Raw genomic sequence first — 16,550 nt, 5'->3', positions numbered from 1 at the left:
GGCATATGGATTTAGGGACTCAGAATACTTTTTTCTGAAAATCAAGGCGGCCTTCCCCGGAAAGCCGCGATGAACCTGAAAAAAGCGGGGGCAGAGATGAAAAGGCCCGCACGAAGCGGGCCGAAAGGGCTCAGGCCTGACTGACGCTGGCCAGCTTGTCGAAGTAGTCCGGGAAGGTCTTGGAGGTGCAACCCGGATCATTGATGGTGACCGGCGTATCGGAGAGTGCCACCAGGGAGAAGCACATGGCGATGCGGTGATCGTTGTAGGTGTCGATGGCCGCGTGTTTGAGCTGTGCGGGCGGGATCACGGTGATGAAGTCGTGCCCCTCCTCCACTTCCACGCCCAGCTTGCGCAGCTCGGTCGCCATGGCGTGCAGGCGGTCGGTCTCCTTCACCCGCCAGTTGTAGATGTTGCGGATAGTGGTGGTGCCCTCAGCAAACAGCGCCGTGGTGGCGATGGTCATGGCCGCATCCGGGATGTGGTTCATGTCCATGTCGATGCCGTGCAACGGCCCCTGCTCGGCCTCGATGAAGTCATCGCCCCAGGTGATGCGGGCCCCCATCTTCTCCAGTACGTCGGCGAAGTGGATGTCCCCCTGGATGCTGTTCTTGCCGATGCCGGTAACCCGCACCTTGCCCTTGATGGCGCCCGCCGCGAGGAAGTAGGAGGCGCTGGAGGCATCCCCTTCCACCAGGAAGTCCCCCGGGCTGACATAGGTCTGGTTGCCCTTGATGTAGAACACCTTGTAGTCGTCGTGCTCGATGACCACCCCGAACTGCTTCATGATGTGCAGGGTGATGTCGATGTAGGGCTTGGAGACCAGCTCCCCCTTGATGTGGATGCGGGTGTCGCCGGCCGCCATGGGGGCCGCCATCAAAAACGCCGTCAGGAACTGGCTGGAGACGGAGCCGTCGATGTGGACATCGCCACCCCAGAGCCCCTTGGCATCCACCACCAGAGGCGGATAGCCATCTTTCTTCAGGTACTGGATGTGGGCACCCGCTTCGCGCAGGGCATCCACCAGGTGGCCGATGGGGCGCTCTTCCATGCGCGGCTCGCCGCCCAGGGTGTACTCGCCGGAGCCCAGGCACAGGGCGGCGCACAGGGGGCGCATGGCAGTACCGGCATTGCCGAGGAACAGGTTGACCGGTGCCGAGACCGCGAAGCTGCGACCCAGACCGTGCACGGTGCACTCGGTCTTGTCGGCGGAGAGCTTGTACTTGACGCCGAGCTGGGTCAGCGCCGCCAGCATGTGGCGGATGTCATCGCTGTCGAGCAGGTTGGTCAGCCGGGTGGTGCCCCGGGCCAGGGCCGCCAGCAGCAGGGCCCGGTTAGAGACACTCTTGGAGCCGGGCAGATTGACCACCCCGGCCACACTAGAAATGGGTTCCAAACGCAACGAATTCATAGACTTCCTGTTCGATCTCAATTAAATCACCTGACCGGACGTTAACAGCCCGCGTCCCCCGCGGCAAGTTCGACAGTGGCACGACCGCGGGAGACGGCAGCCTGGGTCAGGATGGGTCTGAAAAACAGACGCCGGGGAGTCCCCGGCGTCTGGCAATGGGGAGACACGCCTCAACCGTGGCGTTTGGCAAAATCATCCATAAAGCTGACTAGGGCCTTGACCCCTTCCAGGGGCATGGCGTTGTAGAGGCTGGCGCGCATGCCACCGACGATGCGATGTCCCTTGAGAGCCAGCAGACCGGCCGCTTCCGACTCCGCCAGGAACAGCTTGTCCAGGGCCTCGTTTTTCAGCTGGAAGGGCACGTTCATGCGGGAGCGGCAGGCCACATCCACCTTGTTGCCATAGAAGCTCGACTGATCGAGGTAGCCGTAGAGGAAGTCGGCCTTCTCCTTGTTGCGTGCTTCCATCGCCGCCAGGCCACCCTGCTCCTTGAGCCACTCGAACACCAGACCGGCCAGGTACCAGGCGTAGGTGGGGGGCGTGTTGAACATGGAGTCATTCTTGGCGGTGAGCTGGTAGTCGAAGATGGACGGCACATCGGCGCGGGCCTGATTTAGCAGGTCATCGCGCACGATGGCGATGGCCAGACCAGAGGGGCCGATGTTCTTCTGGGCACCGGCGTAGAGGATGCCGAAGCGGCTCACGTCGAGGGGACGGGAGAGAATGGTGGAGGAGAGATCCGCCACCAGGGGCACATCGCCGGTGGCCGGGATGTCGAACATCTCGATGCCATCGATGGTTTCATTCGGGCAGTAGTGCACATAGGCGGCATCGGCGCGAAACGCCGGCGTCGGCAGCAGGTGGGAGACTCCCTGCTCGTTCTTGGCCACCCCCTGGAAGGTCTGGATGTCACCGTATTTCTGGGCTTCATCCACGGCGCTCTGGGCCCAGACGCCGGTCACCAGGTAATCCGCCTTCTTGTTGGCGCCACCCAGCAGGTTCATGGGCACGGCGGAGAACTGGCCGCGGCCACCGCCGTGCATGAAGAGCACCTTGTAGTTGTCCGGCACCGCCAGCAGGTCGCGCAGGTCCGCTTCGGCCTTCTCGGCGACCGCCATATAGGGCTTGCCGCGATGGGAAAGCTCCATGACCGAGGCTCCCAGCCCCTGGAAATTACAAAATTCGCGCTGGGCGCGCTCCATGACTTCAACCGGCAACATGGCAGGGCCGGCGCAGAAGTTGTAAATCTGTTTGCTCATGACGCTTTCCGTGAATGGATGTGTGTGATCGGTGACTCGAACGTTTTTACACGACAGCCCCCCGTGGGGGCAAAGGCTTTTTGGGATCCAGCGCAACCTTTTGCCCCGGCGCCACCGGGCACCCATCAGACAAAAGCCCTGAACGGGCCAGGGCTTGCAGAGAATATGCATGGAAACGGGGGCGAGACAGCACGGACGGCTTTGTTCGCCCCTTTGTGGCAAATTTACAGCTTGGCGGTGAGCTCCGGCAGCAGGGTGAAGAGATCCCCCACCAGACCGTAGTCCGCCACCTGGAAGATGGGGGCCTCGGCGTCCTTGTTGATGGCGACGATCACCTTGGACTCCTTCATCCCCGCCAGATGCTGGATGGCGCCCGAGATGCCCACCGCGATGTAGAGCTCGGGGGCCACCACCTTGCCGGTCTGCCCCACCTGCAGGTCGTTGGAGACATAACCCGCGTCCACGGCGGCCCGCGATGCCCCGACGGCAGCCCCCAGCTTGTCCGCCAGAGCGTCGATGAGGGCAAAGTGCTCTTTCGAGCCGAGTGCCCGCCCGCCGGAGACCACCACCCGGGCCGCCCCGAGCTCGGGTCTGGCGGAGCGCACCGCACGCCGCTCGATGAGCCGGGTACGGCAGCGCACCTCGGCCACCGGCAGCGATTCCATCACGGCACGCTCCTCCCCGGACCCGGCCTTGGCGAACGCGGTGGGCCGCACGGTGAGCACCTTGACGGGGGCGCTGCTTGCCACCCGGGCGATGGCGTTGCCCGCATAGATGGGACGCAGGAAAGTGTCGGGCCCCTCGATGCCGGTCACCTCGGCGATCATCTCCACCCCGAGCCTGGCCGCTACTCGCGGCAGCAGATCCTTACCCTGGCTGTTGGCCGCCATCAGGCAGTGCTGGTAGTCCCTGGCCACCTCGGCAAGCAGTCTGTCGACCCCGTCGTTGAGCCCCTCCGCCAGCATGGGATGTTCCGCCAGCAGCACCCGGTTTACCCCCGTGAGGGCGGCGGCCTGCTCCCCCGCCTCCGTCAGCCCCTGCCCCAGCAGCAAGAGATGCACCTCGCCCCCCAGGCGCCCCGCCGCCGTGACCAGCTGGGCCAGGTTGTCGGCGATCCGCCCCTGATGATGTTCCGCAATCACAATTACGCTCATGGCAGCACCTTCATGTCATCCTTTGATCCCTTGCTCCCCGGGGCCGTTGCCCCATGCATGGCGCTCACGCCTGCGGGAGGTATCCCTCTCATGCCCCTGCCCATCAGAGCACCCGGGCTTCGTGCTTGAGCTTGTCCAGCAGCTCGTCCACCGAGCCCACCCTGATGCCGGCGCTGCGCACCGGCGGCGCCATCACCCCGAGCTGCCGTGTCTGGCCGGCCGGCACCACCCCGAGGGCGGCGAACGGCTGGCTCTCCAGCGGCTTGCGCTTGGCCTTCATGATGTTGGGGAGGGAGGCGAAACGCGGCTCGTTGAGGCGCAAGTCCACGGTCACCACGGCGGGCAGCGCCATGCCGAGGGTCTCGAGGCCACCGTCTATCTCGCGGGTCACCTGCAATTCCCCCTCCACCAGCCTGATGGCGGAGGCGAAGGTGGCAAGCGGCCAGTCATTGAGGGCGGCGAGCATCTGCCCTACCTGATTGTTGTCAGAGTCGATGGACTGTTTGCCGAGCAGCACCAGGTCGGGCTGCTCCTGCCCGCACACCGTTTGCAGGGCCCGGGCCACGGTGAGCGGAGTCAGGGTCTCGTCGGTAACATAGTGCAGCGCCCGATCCGCCCCCAGCGCCAGGGCATGGCGCAACTGCTCGGCCGCCGCCTCGGGGCCGAAGGTCACCACCACCAGCTCGGATGCCACGCCGGCTTCCCGCAGCCTGACCCCCTCCTCCACCGCGATTTCACAAAACGGGTTGATCCCCATTTTCACATTGGCGAGCTCCACATCGGAGCCATCCCCCTTGACCCGGATCCTGACGTTGTAATCAACGACCCGTTTGACTGCGACCAGCAGCTTCATGGCGGTCATCCCTCATACCTGTTGTGTGGGTCCACCTTGTCGTCACTCACTTTTCTGCTGACAAAGTGGTTTACGTTTACGTAAACTACCAACACTACCCTAGGCCAAGTCGAGCGCAGAGGCAAGATGGAACGCGAAGCAATGGAATTTGATGTCGTCATCGTCGGTGGCGGCCCGGCAGGCCTGAGCGCCGCCATCGCATTGAAACAGCAGGCCCCGGCCCTATCAGTCTGCCTGCTGGAGAAGGGGGCCGAGATTGGCGCCCACCTCATCTCCGGCGCCCTGCTCGATCCCGTCGCCCTCAGGGAGCTACTGCCAGAGAGCTGGCAGGAGGCCCCCCTCGGCGTGCCGGTGACGGATGATCAGGTCCATCTGCTGCAAAGCGACAGCCGCTCCCTGCAACTGCCCCACTGGGCGGTGCCACCCCGCATGCACAACGACGGCAGCCACATCATCAGTCTCGGCACCCTCTGCCGCTGGCTCGGCAAGCAGGCCGAGGCCCTCGGTGTCGAGATCTACCCGGGCTTTGCGGCGAGCACCCTCATCGTGGAGGAGGGCCGGGTGCGCGGGGTGGTGACCGGCGATCTTGGCCTCGACAAGGAGGGCAACCCCAAGCCGGATCACGTGCCCGGCATGGCCCTGTATGGCCGCTATACCCTGTTTGCCGAAGGGGCGCGCGGCCACCTCGGCAAACAGCTGATCGCCCGATTCCATCTGGAAAATACCGCCCAGCCGCAGCATTACGCCATCGGCTTCAAGGAGGTGTGGCAGGTGCCTGCGGGACAATCCCATCCTGGGCGGGTGCTCCATGGCAGCGGCTGGCCCCTTGGTGAGGGAAAGGGCAACAAGAGTCAGGGGGGCTTTTATCTCTATCATCTGGCCCAGGATCAGGTGGCGGTCGGCCTTATCGTCGATCTCAACTACCAGAATCCCTGGCTCAGCCCCTTTGACGAATTCCAGCGTCTCAAGCACCACCCCCTCATCGCGGCAACGTTGCAGGGGGGCGAGCGCATCAGCTACGGCGCGCGGGCCATCACCAAGGGGGGCTGGCACTCATTGCCGCGCATGCACTTTCCCGGCGGCCTGCTCATCGGCTGTGATGCGGGCACCCTGGACTTCTCCCGCATCAAGGGGATCCACACCGCCATGAAGTCCGGCATGGTGGCGGCCGCGACGGTCGCCATGGCACTGCGAGGAGGGGATGAAGGGGGACGGGATCTGGCCGAGTTTCAGGACGCGCTGCTGCAAAGCTGGCTGACCCGGGAACTGAAGAGGGCCCGCAACGTTGGGGCCGCCCTGCACCGCTTCGGCCCCTGGCTCGGCGGCGCCTTCAACTGGCTGGAGCAGCGACTCTTTGCCCGGACTCCTCCTTTTACTCTGCTGGACAAGGAGCCGGATTACCGCCAGCTGCGCCTGGCCAGCCGTTGCCAGCCCATCGACTACCCCAAACCCGACGGCAAGCTCAGCTTCGACAAGCTCTCTTCCGTCTATCTGGCCAGCACCAGCCACGACGAGGATCAACCCTGTCACCTGACCCTTCAGGACGCGCGTATTCCGGTCGAGGTCAACCTGCCCACCTGGGCCGAACCCGCCCAGCGCTACTGCCCGGCGGGGGTGTTCGAGATCCTCGATGGGGATACCCGGCCAAGGCTGCAGATCAACGCCGCCAACTGCATTCACTGCAAAACCTGCGACATCAAGGATCCCAGCCAGAATATCGTCTGGACGCCGCCCCAGGGCGGCTCGGGCCCCAACTACCCCAATCTGTAACAGGCTTGCCCACGCAAACCAGAGCAGATAACAAGGAGACGCAGCCCCGGAACACCGCCCGGAGACCGTTTCCTGCGCTTGGCCGGGGGCTGTCGCAGGGCGACCAGCAACCCGCCATTCCCGCCGGTGAGCCCGGGCCCTCCCCCACACCAGGGCGAACAAAGGAGGCGACGCCGGGATCGCCCGCATCGGGGTCGCCACGGCTGATCCGACCTCGCCGCTTTTTTGAGCGAACAGGCTGAACCCCTGATGAATAGGCCCTGACAAGCGGGTCCCGCCCCTGTATAGTTCGCCGCATTCAGGTTGTCCATCGGCCTCGTTATGCTATTTCATGGGATCGCTTTCCGTGCGATCTAAGGCCGCATGAACCTGTGCAACCATCCCTGATTACCCATGACTTCTTAAGGGGGGACAGATGATCACCGCCTACATTCTCAACAACAAGGTGCTGGACATAGTCACGCTCGGGCCGGATGACATCGTTCCCGACAACACCGTCTGGCTGGATGCCTACAAGCCGGACACAGCGGAGCGAGAATGGTTGACGGGCCTGTTCCTGGAGGAGGTGCCGGACAAGGAGGAGCTCGATGACATCGAGGCATCCGCCCGATTCTACTGGGACACCGACGGTCTGCACATCCACTCCCTGTTTCCCCAGCGCATCGGTCGCGACACCAAGGGTGTGCACGTCTCTTTTACCTTGCGCAACAACCTGTTGATCAGCATTCGCGAGGATGACATCGGCCTGGTGCGTCTGCTGCGCCACTACATGCGCCAGGACAGGCTGGAGGTCGAAGACGCCCTCGACATCCTGCTGGAGGTGCAAAACCTCAAGGTGGAGTACCTCTCAGATCTCATCGAGGATGGCTACAAGACCCTGGAGAACACCGCCGATCAGATCTTCGAGCCGGACCAGATCAACCCCATGCTCAAGGAGCTGATGGCCCAGGAAGAGGCCAACGGCCAGATCCGTCTCTCCCTGCACGATACCCGCCGCGCCCTGCGCTTCCTCAAACGCAGTCTGCGCCAGCGCATGACGGGGGAGCAGAACAAGTGGATCGACGAGATGCTGCACGACGTGGAATCCCTGCTGCCCCATACCCAGTTCCTGTTCGACAAGATCAACTTCCAGCTGGAGGCCTCCATGGGGGTGACCAATCTGGAGCAGAACAAGGTGATCAAGATCTTCTCGGTAGCCGCGGTGATCTTCCTGCCGCCGACGCTTATCGCCAGCATCTATGGCATGAACTTTGGCCGCATGCCGGAGCTCGCCTGGGAATACGGCTATCCCCTCTCCCTGGTGCTGATGGTGATGTCATCGCTGGGCACCGGTCTCTTCTTCAAGCGAAAAGGCTGGCTGTGACGCCGGAACCCGGCAACTAAAGACTGCGGATTGGGGGGCATGGCCCCCCGATTAATTCCCGGCCGTTGCCGGCCTTGCAATGGCCTGCCCTGTGCCCCATATCCCCTTCATCACTCGCACTGCATGAATGGATACCGGGCCACCATGACCCTCTACCCCGAACACCGTTACGACGATCACGGCCAGTTGCGCCCCCCGCTCTGGTTCTGGCCCATCGCCCTCTTGCTGACCCGCTCGGTCTGGCTGTTTCTGATGGCGGGGGTCACCCGGGAGAGTGGCAGCGCCATCCTGACCCTCTTCTACCCGGACAAGCTCACCCTCTATGTCAGCCTGCTGACGGACGTGCCCGCCATGCTGGCGCTGCTCGCCTGCGGCGGCACCCATCGCCAGACCCACAGTGCCAGAGCCTGGCTCAGACGCCACAGCCGCGCTCTGCTGCTTTGCTCCACCGCGAGCGGCCTGGTGATGCAACTGCACAGCCTCAATCTGCAGCAGTGGTCGTTCAACTGGCCCACCGCCCTGGTGCTCATCGCCAGCCTCTGGGCGCTCTGGTATCTGCTAAGAAGCCGCCAGTTGCGGGATTACGCTCTGGATCAGCCCCACTGACAGGCTGGTTCACTGGCGCGTGACCCGGATCTGCAGGGTCTGGCGCTCGCTGCCGCTGGCCCTGCCCATGCCTGATGGATTGGCGATCGCGGCCTCCCGGCTGCCTTGGGTTGTGGAAAGCTCCCCCACCGTCAGCCACTGGCCCGGGGCGCCGCTCACCTCGGTGGCACTCTGGCCGGTGTGTATGTTGCCTCGCTCCACTCTTGCCTGTTCACTGCTGAGGGCCACCTGCACCCTGTCCCCTATCAGGGTCGCGGTGGCGTAGAGACCGTTCATCAGCGGCATCATGCCCACCACCCTTCCCCCCTGCCACTGGTAAAAGGTGACCGGCTGATAGGACCCCATCTGCAACAGCACGGGCCGCCCGGAGAGGCCACGCACCTGCCAGTTGTCACTCTGGCTGCGTTCATAGTGCCGGGCATCCCCCTCCAGCAGCCACTGCCGTTTGGCATCCAGGCCCAGCCCCACTCCGGCCTGCTGACTGCTGGAAGCGCCATCCACCCGCCACTCGATGAGCAGGCTTTGGGGCGGCTGGTTCACTTGCGCCAGGGTACGCTCGGCCTCCTGCAACTGGGCGGGGGTTCCGCTCAGTACCAGCTGGTTGCCCATGGCGCTCACCCCGAGATCCGGGTAGATCTCCTTGAGCGTCTGCACCGCGGCATCCGCCTCGAATACCGGTATGACCTTCACTTCGGCCCTCAGGGGCAATGCCAGCAACAGGCAGCACCCCAGCCCCCAATACCCTGATCCTGCGCGCATCTTCTCCTCCCGGCGTTCACCGCCACCCTCTCGCTTCCTGCCATCATGGTCCATGGCGCCCCGATTGCTACGGGCCTGGTATGCATCCCCACACAGAGGCACCAGATAAAGACTCGTTAAGATACTAATCAATACAAATAAAAATGGTTATCATTTGTTGTCACAACAAAAACCCTCGGATACAATTCGGACTCATTTTTTCGAGTCAGCCTCTGATGAAGCCAGAATCCGTCGCATCCACCCCTGCCGCCATCCACCTGGCGCTGCTCATCAACATGCTCTCCATGGGCTGCATGATGATGGTGATGCCCCTTGGCCCGGAACTGGTAACCCGCCTGGGGATGCTGCCGGAGCAGACAGGTTACTTCAGCGGCGGCGCCACCCTGGGCGCCGCCCTGCTGGGCCTCCTGGCCGCCCCCTGGCTCGATCGGGTCAACCGCAAACCCGCTCTGCTGGTACTGCTGGTCCTGCGCTTCCTGCTCTTGATGGCTTGCGCCCTGGCCGAGGATAGCCAGACACTGCTGCTGCTTTTCATCCTGTCCGGCTGCGTGGCTGGCCCCCTGGGGGCCATCCTGATGGCGGCGGTGCTGGATCTGGTACCGCCCGCCGAGCGGGGCCGCCGCCTCGCCTACGTGGGTATGGCGTTTTCCCTGGCCGCCATTCTGATCGTGCCCGCGGCCCTCGTGCTGGCCCAGTGGTCTGGCTGGCAGAGCCCCTTCCTCTTGTTTGGTGCAGGCGGCCTGCTGCTGGCCCTGCTGTGTGCCATCTGGCTGCCGTCCCTGCCGGTCAACCGGGCCCCGGCAGGCCAGGGGATGCGCCAGTTGCTGGGGTCACCGCTCTGCCAGGGAGCCCTCTTCATCCTCTGCCTGCAGATGTTCGGCCACTTCCTGCTCATTCCGCACTTTGCCAACTACTTCCAGTTCAACCTGGGTTTCCCGCGCGAGCAGATCGCCAGCCTCTATCTGTGCGGCGGCCTTGCCAGCATGGCCACCATGCGCCTGTGCGGCGGCTGGATCGATCAGGGCCGCGCCCAGGGCGCCATCCTGCTCACCAGCCTGGCCCTGGCCCTGATCACCCTGGTGGGCTTTGCCTTGCCGGCAGGCCTGCCTCTCTATCTGCTGTTCACCCTCTTCATGGCCCTGAGCTCCGCCCGTGCCAGCACCACCCTCGCGGTCACGGCGGCCATTCCGGCCCCCCATCAGCGCGCCGCCTTCATGTCTTTCCAGGGCTCGGTCACCAATGTGGCGGCGGGCCTCGGCAGCCTGTTCTCCGCCAGATATCTGGTCTCCGACGAGGGGGGCGCCCTGCACGGTTTCCCCACCCTGGCCTGGATCAACATTGCATGCACCCTGGTGGCCTGCGCCGGTGTCTGGTTCCTCATCCGGGGCCTGAAGCGCACAAGAGATAACAATAATCCTGCCTCTGGCACCGCCAGACAAGGAAGTCAGTGAGCACCGGATCAGAAGAATCCGGACCCCATAACCTCAGTTATATCCATGGAGTTTTTGACAATGCAGTTGCAGCACGGCCTCTTTAAACTGAACCCCATTCTGCTCTCCCTTGGTCTGCTGGCCGTACCGGGCCTGGCCCAGGCCGAGTCCGTCAAGGCCAACGAGACGGTGGTGGTCACCGCCACCCAGACCAAGCACACCGAGCTGACTGCCCCGGCCAGCGTCTCCGTGGTCACCCGCGCCGATCTGGACAAGATGAACGTCAACAACATCGGCGATGCCCTCAAGCACGTGCCCGGTGTCAACATCATCGGCACCAACCCCACGGGTCGCAACGAGATCAAGATCCGCGGCATGGGCGGTGACTACACCCTGCTGCTGGTCAACGGCAAGCGGGTCAACGCCCGCGAGACCCTGGGCAGCTCCTTTGGCAACGACTTCGACTTAAGCTCCATCCCCATGGCCGCCATCGAGCGCATCGAAGTGATCCGCGGTCCCGTCTCCTCCCTGTACGGGGCCGATGCCCTCGGCGGCGTGGTCAACGTGATCCTGCGCCAGGCCAAGGAGAACACCGAAGCGGCCGTCGGCTACACCCACACCATGCCCACCAAGGGGGATGGCGGGGATGCCAACCAGGGTAGCGCCTTCGTCTCCGGCGCCCTCATCGACAACAAGCTGCTGGGCAGCGTGGTGGTGGAAGGCTATCAGCGGGATCGCTGGAAGAGCGAGCAGTCCAACAACCCCGATGCCGACGCCCTGGAGAAACGGGAAGTGGTCAACGTGCTCTCCAGCCTGAAGTGGCTGGTGGCCGACAACCAGGACATCGACTTCGATCTGGGTTACAACCAGAACGACATGGACAGCTACTTCAACAACGTGCCCCGTGCCCCGACCGCACCGGCCACTCCCCACAACGTGCAGAAACTCGATCGCCTGAGCCTGGGACTGACCCACAACGGCCGTTGGGAACACTTCGACAGCCGCGCTCGTTACTACTTCGAGCAGACCGATCTGATGGATGACTCCCAGCTCAACGGTGGCGCCGCCGACATCACCCAGACCAACAACACGGTGGATGGCCAGTTGAGCGGCTACCTCGGGGATCACCTGCTGACCTCAGGTGCAGAGTTCCGCAAGACCGAGCTGGAGCACAGCCGCAGCATCCAGAACGGCAGCGTGGATGCGAGCCAGAGCGCTCTCTACCTGCAAGACGAGTTCGGCTTTGGGGATCTGGCCCTGACGCTCTCCGGCCGTCTGGATCACCACGAGACCTATGGCAACGAGTTCAGCCCCCGTGCCTACGCCCTCTACTCCCTGAGTGACGAGTGGGTGATCAAGGGCGGCGCCGGCAAGGCGTTCAAGGCCCCGACCCTGGCCCAGTCCAGCGAAGGGTTCGCCACCACCGCCTGCCGCGGCGCCTGCAAGGTGATAGGCAACCCGGATCTGAAGCCGGAAACCTCCGTCAGCTACGAGCTTGGCACCGCCTACAACGCCGATCGCTTCGGCGCAGGCGTGACCGGCTTCCACAACGAGATCGAGGATCTGATCCAGAGCGATCAGTGGGGCCCGGGCTACCGTCCGACCGTCATGACCTACCTCAACGTCAAGAAGGCCCGCATCAAGGGGCTGGAGCTGACCGGCTGGTTCGACGTGCTGGACAACGTGCAGCTGACCGGCAACCTGACCCTGCTGGACTCCGAAGACAAGAGCACGGGTGACGATCTGGCCAAGACCCCGGATCACACCGGCAACATCGGCCTGGACTGGAAGGCGAGCGACGTGGTCAGCGCCAACCTGGCCTGGCAGTATGTCGGCAGCCAGGTGATCAAGGTGCCGGCTCGCAACGCCCAGGCATTCACCTCCAAGCACTACCAGACCCTGGACGTGAACACCAAGTGGACCGTCACGCCGGCCCTGGACTTCAAACTCGGCATCACCAACCTCACCAACACCCAGCGTGACGAGGTGGCGACCGACGCCGACTTCATCCTGGAAGGTCGTACCGTCTACGCAGGGGTCGATTACAAGCTGTAATCCATCCTGTCTGCGGGAGCCCCGGTCGCGGGGCTCCCTTTTTGCGTTTCTGCCTCCCCGAATTCAAGGAGTCATTGAGTGCTCAGATACCAAGCTCGGCTGTTCTGGCTCGGCGTGCTGCTCCTCTTCCTGCTGATTTGTCTGTCACTGGCCACCGGGGCCGGTGTCTATGGTGGCCGCGAGGTCGCCGGTTTCCTGATGGGCGATCCCGCCTTCGTGGCCGATGAAAAGCTCGCCATGATAGTCCATACCCTGCGCCTGCCACGCACCTTGGCAGCCCTGGTGGTGGGGGCGTCACTCTCCCTGGCGGCCTCCATGCTACAAAGTGCCACCCGCAACCCTCTGGCCGAACCCGGCCTGCTCGGGGTCAATGCTGGCGCCGTCTTTGCTCTGGTGATCGGCCTCACCTGGTTTGGCGTCGAATCCGCCTACGGGTATCTGCTCTGGTCCGGCATGGGGGCCCTGCTCGGCAACCTCATCGTGCTGGGCCTCGGCCTCATGGTGGGGCGCTCCAACCCCCTCAAGCTCATCCTGGTAGGAGTCGCCCTCTCCGCCACCTTCGGCGGTCTTTCCAACTTCCTGTTGCTCTCCAACCGGGTGGTGCTGGAGCAGTTCCGCTTCTGGAACTTAGGGTCCCTTGCCGCCTCCAGTCTGGAAGCGGTACTCACCGTGGTCCCCTTCGCCCTGGCCGCCCTGCTGCTGACCCTGGCGCTCTGTCGCCCTCTCACCCTGATGCAGATGGGGGACCACCAGTCCAGGGCCCTCGGTATCCGCCCCACCCGGGTGCGCATCGGTGTGCTCCTGGCCGCAACGCTCTTCACCGCCTGCGCCATCGCCATCGCCGGTCCCATCGGCTTTGTCGGCTTCCTCGCCGCCTACTGCGCCCGCCTGGTGGAGCCGGTTCGCCTCGCCATCCAGGTGCGCTTCTCCGCCCTGTTCGGGGTGCTCTTTCTGCTCGGAGCCGATGTGCTGGCCCGCTGGCTAATCCAGCCCTACGAGCTGCCCAACGGCGTCATTCTGGCGCTCATCGGGGCGCCCGTGCTCATCCTGGTGGTGCGCAGCGGCGGCTTCCGCTCCCTGCTGGCCGTCAAATAAGGTGCCACGCCCATGAAGAACTCTCTCTCACTCCCGAGCGGCACCCTCTGCCTTCGCCTTGGCAGCCACACCCTGTTGCTGCACCGCCGCGCCTGGCTCATCACCCTGGGGCTCCTGCTCGCCCTCACCCTGCTCTCCCTGCTGGCCCTCACCCTGGGTTCCGGCAAGATCACCATGATGGGGGTGATCCAGACCCTGCTCGGGGAGGGAAGCCGACTCGATCAAGTAACCGTCTTCAAGATCCGACTGCCGCGCCTGTTGGCGGTGCTGGTGGCTGGCGCCGCCATGGGACTCTCGGGCTGCCTGGTGCAGACCCTGGTGCGAAACCGCCTCGCCACCCCGGACATGATCGGGGTCAACGAGGGAGCATCCCTGGCCATCATCATCTTCTCCCTCTATCTGACCCTGGGTACCTGGCCCTGGTGGGCCGCCCCCTTCGGCGCCCTGTTTGCCGCCGCCGTGCTCTATGCCCTGTGCAACAAGCCGGGGGAGCAGGGCTACCTGTTCGTGGTGATCGGCATCGGGGTCTCGGAGCTGATGAACGCCCTCGGCCAGTTCGTCATGTCCACCCAGTCCCTGGTGCACCTCACCAGCCTCTATCTGTGGAACATGGGCAACTTCGTCGGTCAGGGCTATGGCACCTTGCTGCCGGTAAGCCTGCTGCTCCTGCTCATCTGTCCCTGGACCGTCTGTCTCTCCCGCTCCCTTGGCGTGCTGCGCCTGGGGCCGGTCACCGCCCGCACCCTGGGGGTCAACGTGAACCGGGTGCAGCTCGGGGTGCTGGCCCAGGCCATCATCGTCGCAGCCCTTGGCACCGCCATCGGCGGCCCCGTGGTTTTCATCGCCATGGCGGCCCCCATCCTTGCCTCCTGGCTCAGCCGGGATCGCATCGTGCCGCTCTGGATTGCCGCCCTGTGCGGCGCCCTGATGCTGCTCGCCAGCGACACCCTGGTGCGGGTGCTGGCCAGCCCCCACGAGGTGGCCACCGGCATCATGACCCGCATTCTCGGCGGCCTGCTGCTGCTCTTCATCCTGCTCAAAGATCGCCAGAAGGCCGACTGACCATGGCATTCATCCATTTTCAATACAGACCGAGGGCCGCCCGATGACGCTCACCGTGAACCGACTCCAGTTCGGCTACCCGCAAAAGACCATCTTCAAGGAGATCTCCTTCTCCCTCCCCCGGGGCAAGCTGGTGGGGATCGTCGGCCCCAACGGCGGCGGCAAATCCACGCTGCTCAAGCTCCTTGCGGGACAGGAGCAACCCCGGTCCGGGGAGATCCTGCTCAAGGAGAAGCCACTCGGTGCCTATGGCGCCAAAGCCCTGGCTCGGGAACTCGCCTATCTGCCCCAACGTCCCCTGGTCCCCCCGGGTATCCTTGTGGAGCAGCTGGTGCAATATGGCCGCCATCCCCATCAGGGCTGGTTCAATCAGTGGAGCGAGGAAGATGCCCGCATGGTGGACTGGGCCCGGGAGCGGATGCAGCTCGATGCCATCTGGCACCAGAGCGCCAGTTCGCTGTCCGGCGGTCAGGCCCAGCGGGTGTGGCTCGCCATGGTGCTGGCCCAGGATGCGGACATCATCTTGCTGGACGAGCCCACCAGCGCGCTGGACATCGGCCACCAGACCGAGGTGATGGAAGCCATCCATCGGGTCGCCGCCGAGGGCAAGACGGTGCTTATCGTCATCCACGATCTCGCCACCGCCGCCCGCTACTGCGACGAGCTGATTGCCCTGGGGGATGGCGCCATCCAGGACATGGGCCCGGCCCGGGAGGTGGTGACCAAGCCCCTCATCGATCGCCTCTACCAGACCGATGTGGACATACTGCACGCCCCCGGCGACGGGGCCCCTGTCATCGTGCCCCGCCGACGCGCTGACGAAGTGCCCCGCCTGCGCGCCGACCATGACGTGTCGGCCTGAGCAAGGCCCTGTGCCAGAGAAAGAAACCGCCTGATGGCGGTTTCTTTCTCTGGGCTTTGCGTTGGCGTTATCCGGGCGCTGGTATCGTGCTCACAGCAGCAAGACGGTAAGCACGCCCCCCGGCAGGGCTTGCCAGTGCAGGGTGGCGCGCCAGCCGGCTGGCAGGGTCGGCGTCAGCGGGCATTTGAGCTCCAGGGTGAGAGTCTGCGCCGTCATGGCGAGCCAGCGGGCATCGAGAAAGTCAAAGTAGCGCCCCACCCGGGGATAGAGCCCCTTGAAGAGGCTCTCCTTGGCGGAAAACACCAGGGTCAGTCCCTCTGCCAGGCTCAGCTGGGCGTCGTGAACCCCCGCCTCCAGCCGTCCCCACTCCTCCCCATCCATGATGCCGGGCCAGAGCTGCGCCCCTTGGTCGCCATCGAGCCAGGCCTCCAGATCCAGCCCTATACCCTCCTGGCCCGGGCGCACCGCACACAGGGCCACCCCCTCTCCCGCCAGCCGGCTGTGGCTGATGCTCCCCTCCACCCCTTCAGGCCAGAGTGGCTCCCAGGCCGCTCCGATGGCCACGCAGCATCCTGCAAGACCGAAGGGACGCAGGGCCTCACGGGCTGCGAGACGCCCCGCCAGAAACTCCCCGAGGCGCTTGGGGGCAGCCCCCTGCAATGAAGCAGGCAGCATGATGCCCTGGGCCCCAAAGCACTCCGGCGAGAAGGCGGCGGGATCAAAACTGACCCGATGAAGAGGCAGCGTCTCCAGGCCCGGCAGGCACAAGGCATCGGATTGACGGACAAAGGATCCATCGAGTGAGGGACAACGAGGCAACATGCAAGGCTCCTGACAGGGGCCTGCGATGGTACCAAAGCAAGCCGAGGTC

General features: G+C 64.3%; 14 protein-coding genes. 8 read left to right on the top strand and 6 right to left on the bottom strand.

From position 1 onward, the window contains the following. Window positions 1-130: 130 nt before the first annotated feature. The 4 genes from aroA to PG896_RS12125 all read right to left on the bottom strand — a co-directional run bounded on the left by aroA (window position 131) and on the right by PG896_RS12125 (window position 4,677). Complete coding sequence (gene aroA, locus PG896_RS12140; RefSeq protein WP_010674453.1) at window positions 131-1,411, bottom strand: 3-phosphoshikimate 1-carboxyvinyltransferase; 1,281 nt, start codon at window positions 1,409-1,411, stop codon at window positions 131-133. 170 nt (window positions 1,412-1,581) lie between these two features. Next, complete coding sequence (gene serC / locus PG896_RS12135; RefSeq protein WP_010674452.1) at window positions 1,582-2,670, bottom strand: 3-phosphoserine/phosphohydroxythreonine transaminase; 1,089 nt, start codon at window positions 2,668-2,670, stop codon at window positions 1,582-1,584. 224 nt (window positions 2,671-2,894) lie between these two features. Beyond that, a complete protein-coding gene (locus tag PG896_RS12130) occupies window positions 2,895-3,824 on the bottom strand; it encodes an electron transfer flavoprotein subunit alpha/FixB family protein (RefSeq protein WP_270835757.1) in 930 nt (309 codons plus the stop codon). Between the two features lie 103 nt (window positions 3,825-3,927). Next, window positions 3,928-4,677 carry an electron transfer flavoprotein subunit beta/FixA family protein gene (locus PG896_RS12125; RefSeq protein WP_041215927.1) on the bottom strand — a complete coding sequence of 250 codons (750 nt, stop codon included), beginning with the start codon at window positions 4,675-4,677 and terminating at the stop codon, window positions 3,928-3,930. 126 nt (window positions 4,678-4,803) lie between these two features. On the opposite strand from PG896_RS12125, the gene PG896_RS12120 reads away from it, so the two are divergent. The 3 genes from PG896_RS12120 (at window position 4,804) to PG896_RS12110 (ending at window position 8,416) form a co-directional block, all read left to right on the top strand. Continuing rightward, entirely contained in the window at window positions 4,804-6,447 is a 1,644-nt protein-coding gene (locus PG896_RS12120) for an electron transfer flavoprotein-ubiquinone oxidoreductase (protein ID WP_201888920.1), read from the top strand. A 415-nt stretch (window positions 6,448-6,862) separates the two neighbouring features. Continuing rightward, window positions 6,863-7,810, top strand: coding sequence for a magnesium/cobalt transporter CorA (gene corA, locus PG896_RS12115; protein WP_005301617.1), 948 nt, complete (start codon window positions 6,863-6,865; stop codon window positions 7,808-7,810). 144 nt (window positions 7,811-7,954) lie between these two features. Next, a complete protein-coding gene (locus tag PG896_RS12110; protein WP_045524977.1) occupies window positions 7,955-8,416 on the top strand; it encodes a DUF2919 domain-containing protein in 462 nt (153 codons plus the stop codon). A gap of 9 nt (window positions 8,417-8,425) precedes the next feature. Here PG896_RS12110 and PG896_RS12105 read toward each other — a convergent pair whose 3' ends face one another. Further along, window positions 8,426-9,175, bottom strand: a complete 750-nt coding sequence (locus PG896_RS12105; RefSeq protein WP_041215335.1) for a hypothetical protein — start codon at window positions 9,173-9,175, stop codon at window positions 8,426-8,428. Window positions 9,176-9,390: 215 nt separating this feature from the next. Between PG896_RS12105 and PG896_RS12100 the strand changes: the two genes are divergently transcribed. The 5 genes from PG896_RS12100 to PG896_RS12080 all read left to right on the top strand — a co-directional run bounded on the left by PG896_RS12100 (window position 9,391) and on the right by PG896_RS12080 (window position 15,679). Then, window positions 9,391-10,626, top strand: coding sequence for an MFS transporter (locus tag PG896_RS12100; RefSeq protein WP_103261874.1), 1,236 nt, complete (start codon window positions 9,391-9,393; stop codon window positions 10,624-10,626). 60 nt (window positions 10,627-10,686) lie between these two features. Further along, window positions 10,687-12,660, top strand: coding sequence for a siderophore amonabactin TonB-dependent receptor (locus PG896_RS12095; RefSeq protein WP_010674445.1), 1,974 nt, complete (start codon window positions 10,687-10,689; stop codon window positions 12,658-12,660). 78 nt (window positions 12,661-12,738) lie between these two features. After that, window positions 12,739-13,755, top strand: coding sequence for an amonabactin ABC transporter permease subunit 2 (locus PG896_RS12090; RefSeq protein WP_010674444.1), 1,017 nt, complete (start codon window positions 12,739-12,741; stop codon window positions 13,753-13,755). 12 nt (window positions 13,756-13,767) lie between these two features. Continuing rightward, complete coding sequence (locus PG896_RS12085; RefSeq protein ID WP_270835756.1) at window positions 13,768-14,817, top strand: amonabactin ABC transporter permease subunit 1; 1,050 nt, start codon at window positions 13,768-13,770, stop codon at window positions 14,815-14,817. 43 nt (window positions 14,818-14,860) lie between these two features. Further along, window positions 14,861-15,679: an amonabactin ABC transporter ATP-binding protein gene (locus PG896_RS12080; protein WP_270835755.1), complete on the top strand. Its 819-nt coding sequence runs from the start codon at window positions 14,861-14,863 to the stop codon at window positions 15,677-15,679. 90 nt (window positions 15,680-15,769) lie between these two features. Here the strand turns inward: PG896_RS12080 and PG896_RS12075 are convergent, their stop codons facing one another. Next, on the bottom strand, window positions 15,770-16,501 hold the full coding sequence (locus PG896_RS12075; protein WP_201872571.1) for a 4'-phosphopantetheinyl transferase family protein: 732 nt from the start codon (window positions 16,499-16,501) through the stop codon (window positions 15,770-15,772). Between the last annotated feature and the right edge of the window lie 49 nt (window positions 16,502-16,550).

It is taken from the genome of Aeromonas sp. QDB30, assembly GCF_027707645.1.
In the GTDB taxonomy this organism is placed as follows: Bacteria; Pseudomonadota; Gammaproteobacteria; order Enterobacterales; family Aeromonadaceae; genus Aeromonas; species Aeromonas caviae.
This window is presented reverse-complemented; position numbering and strand designations above follow the sequence as displayed.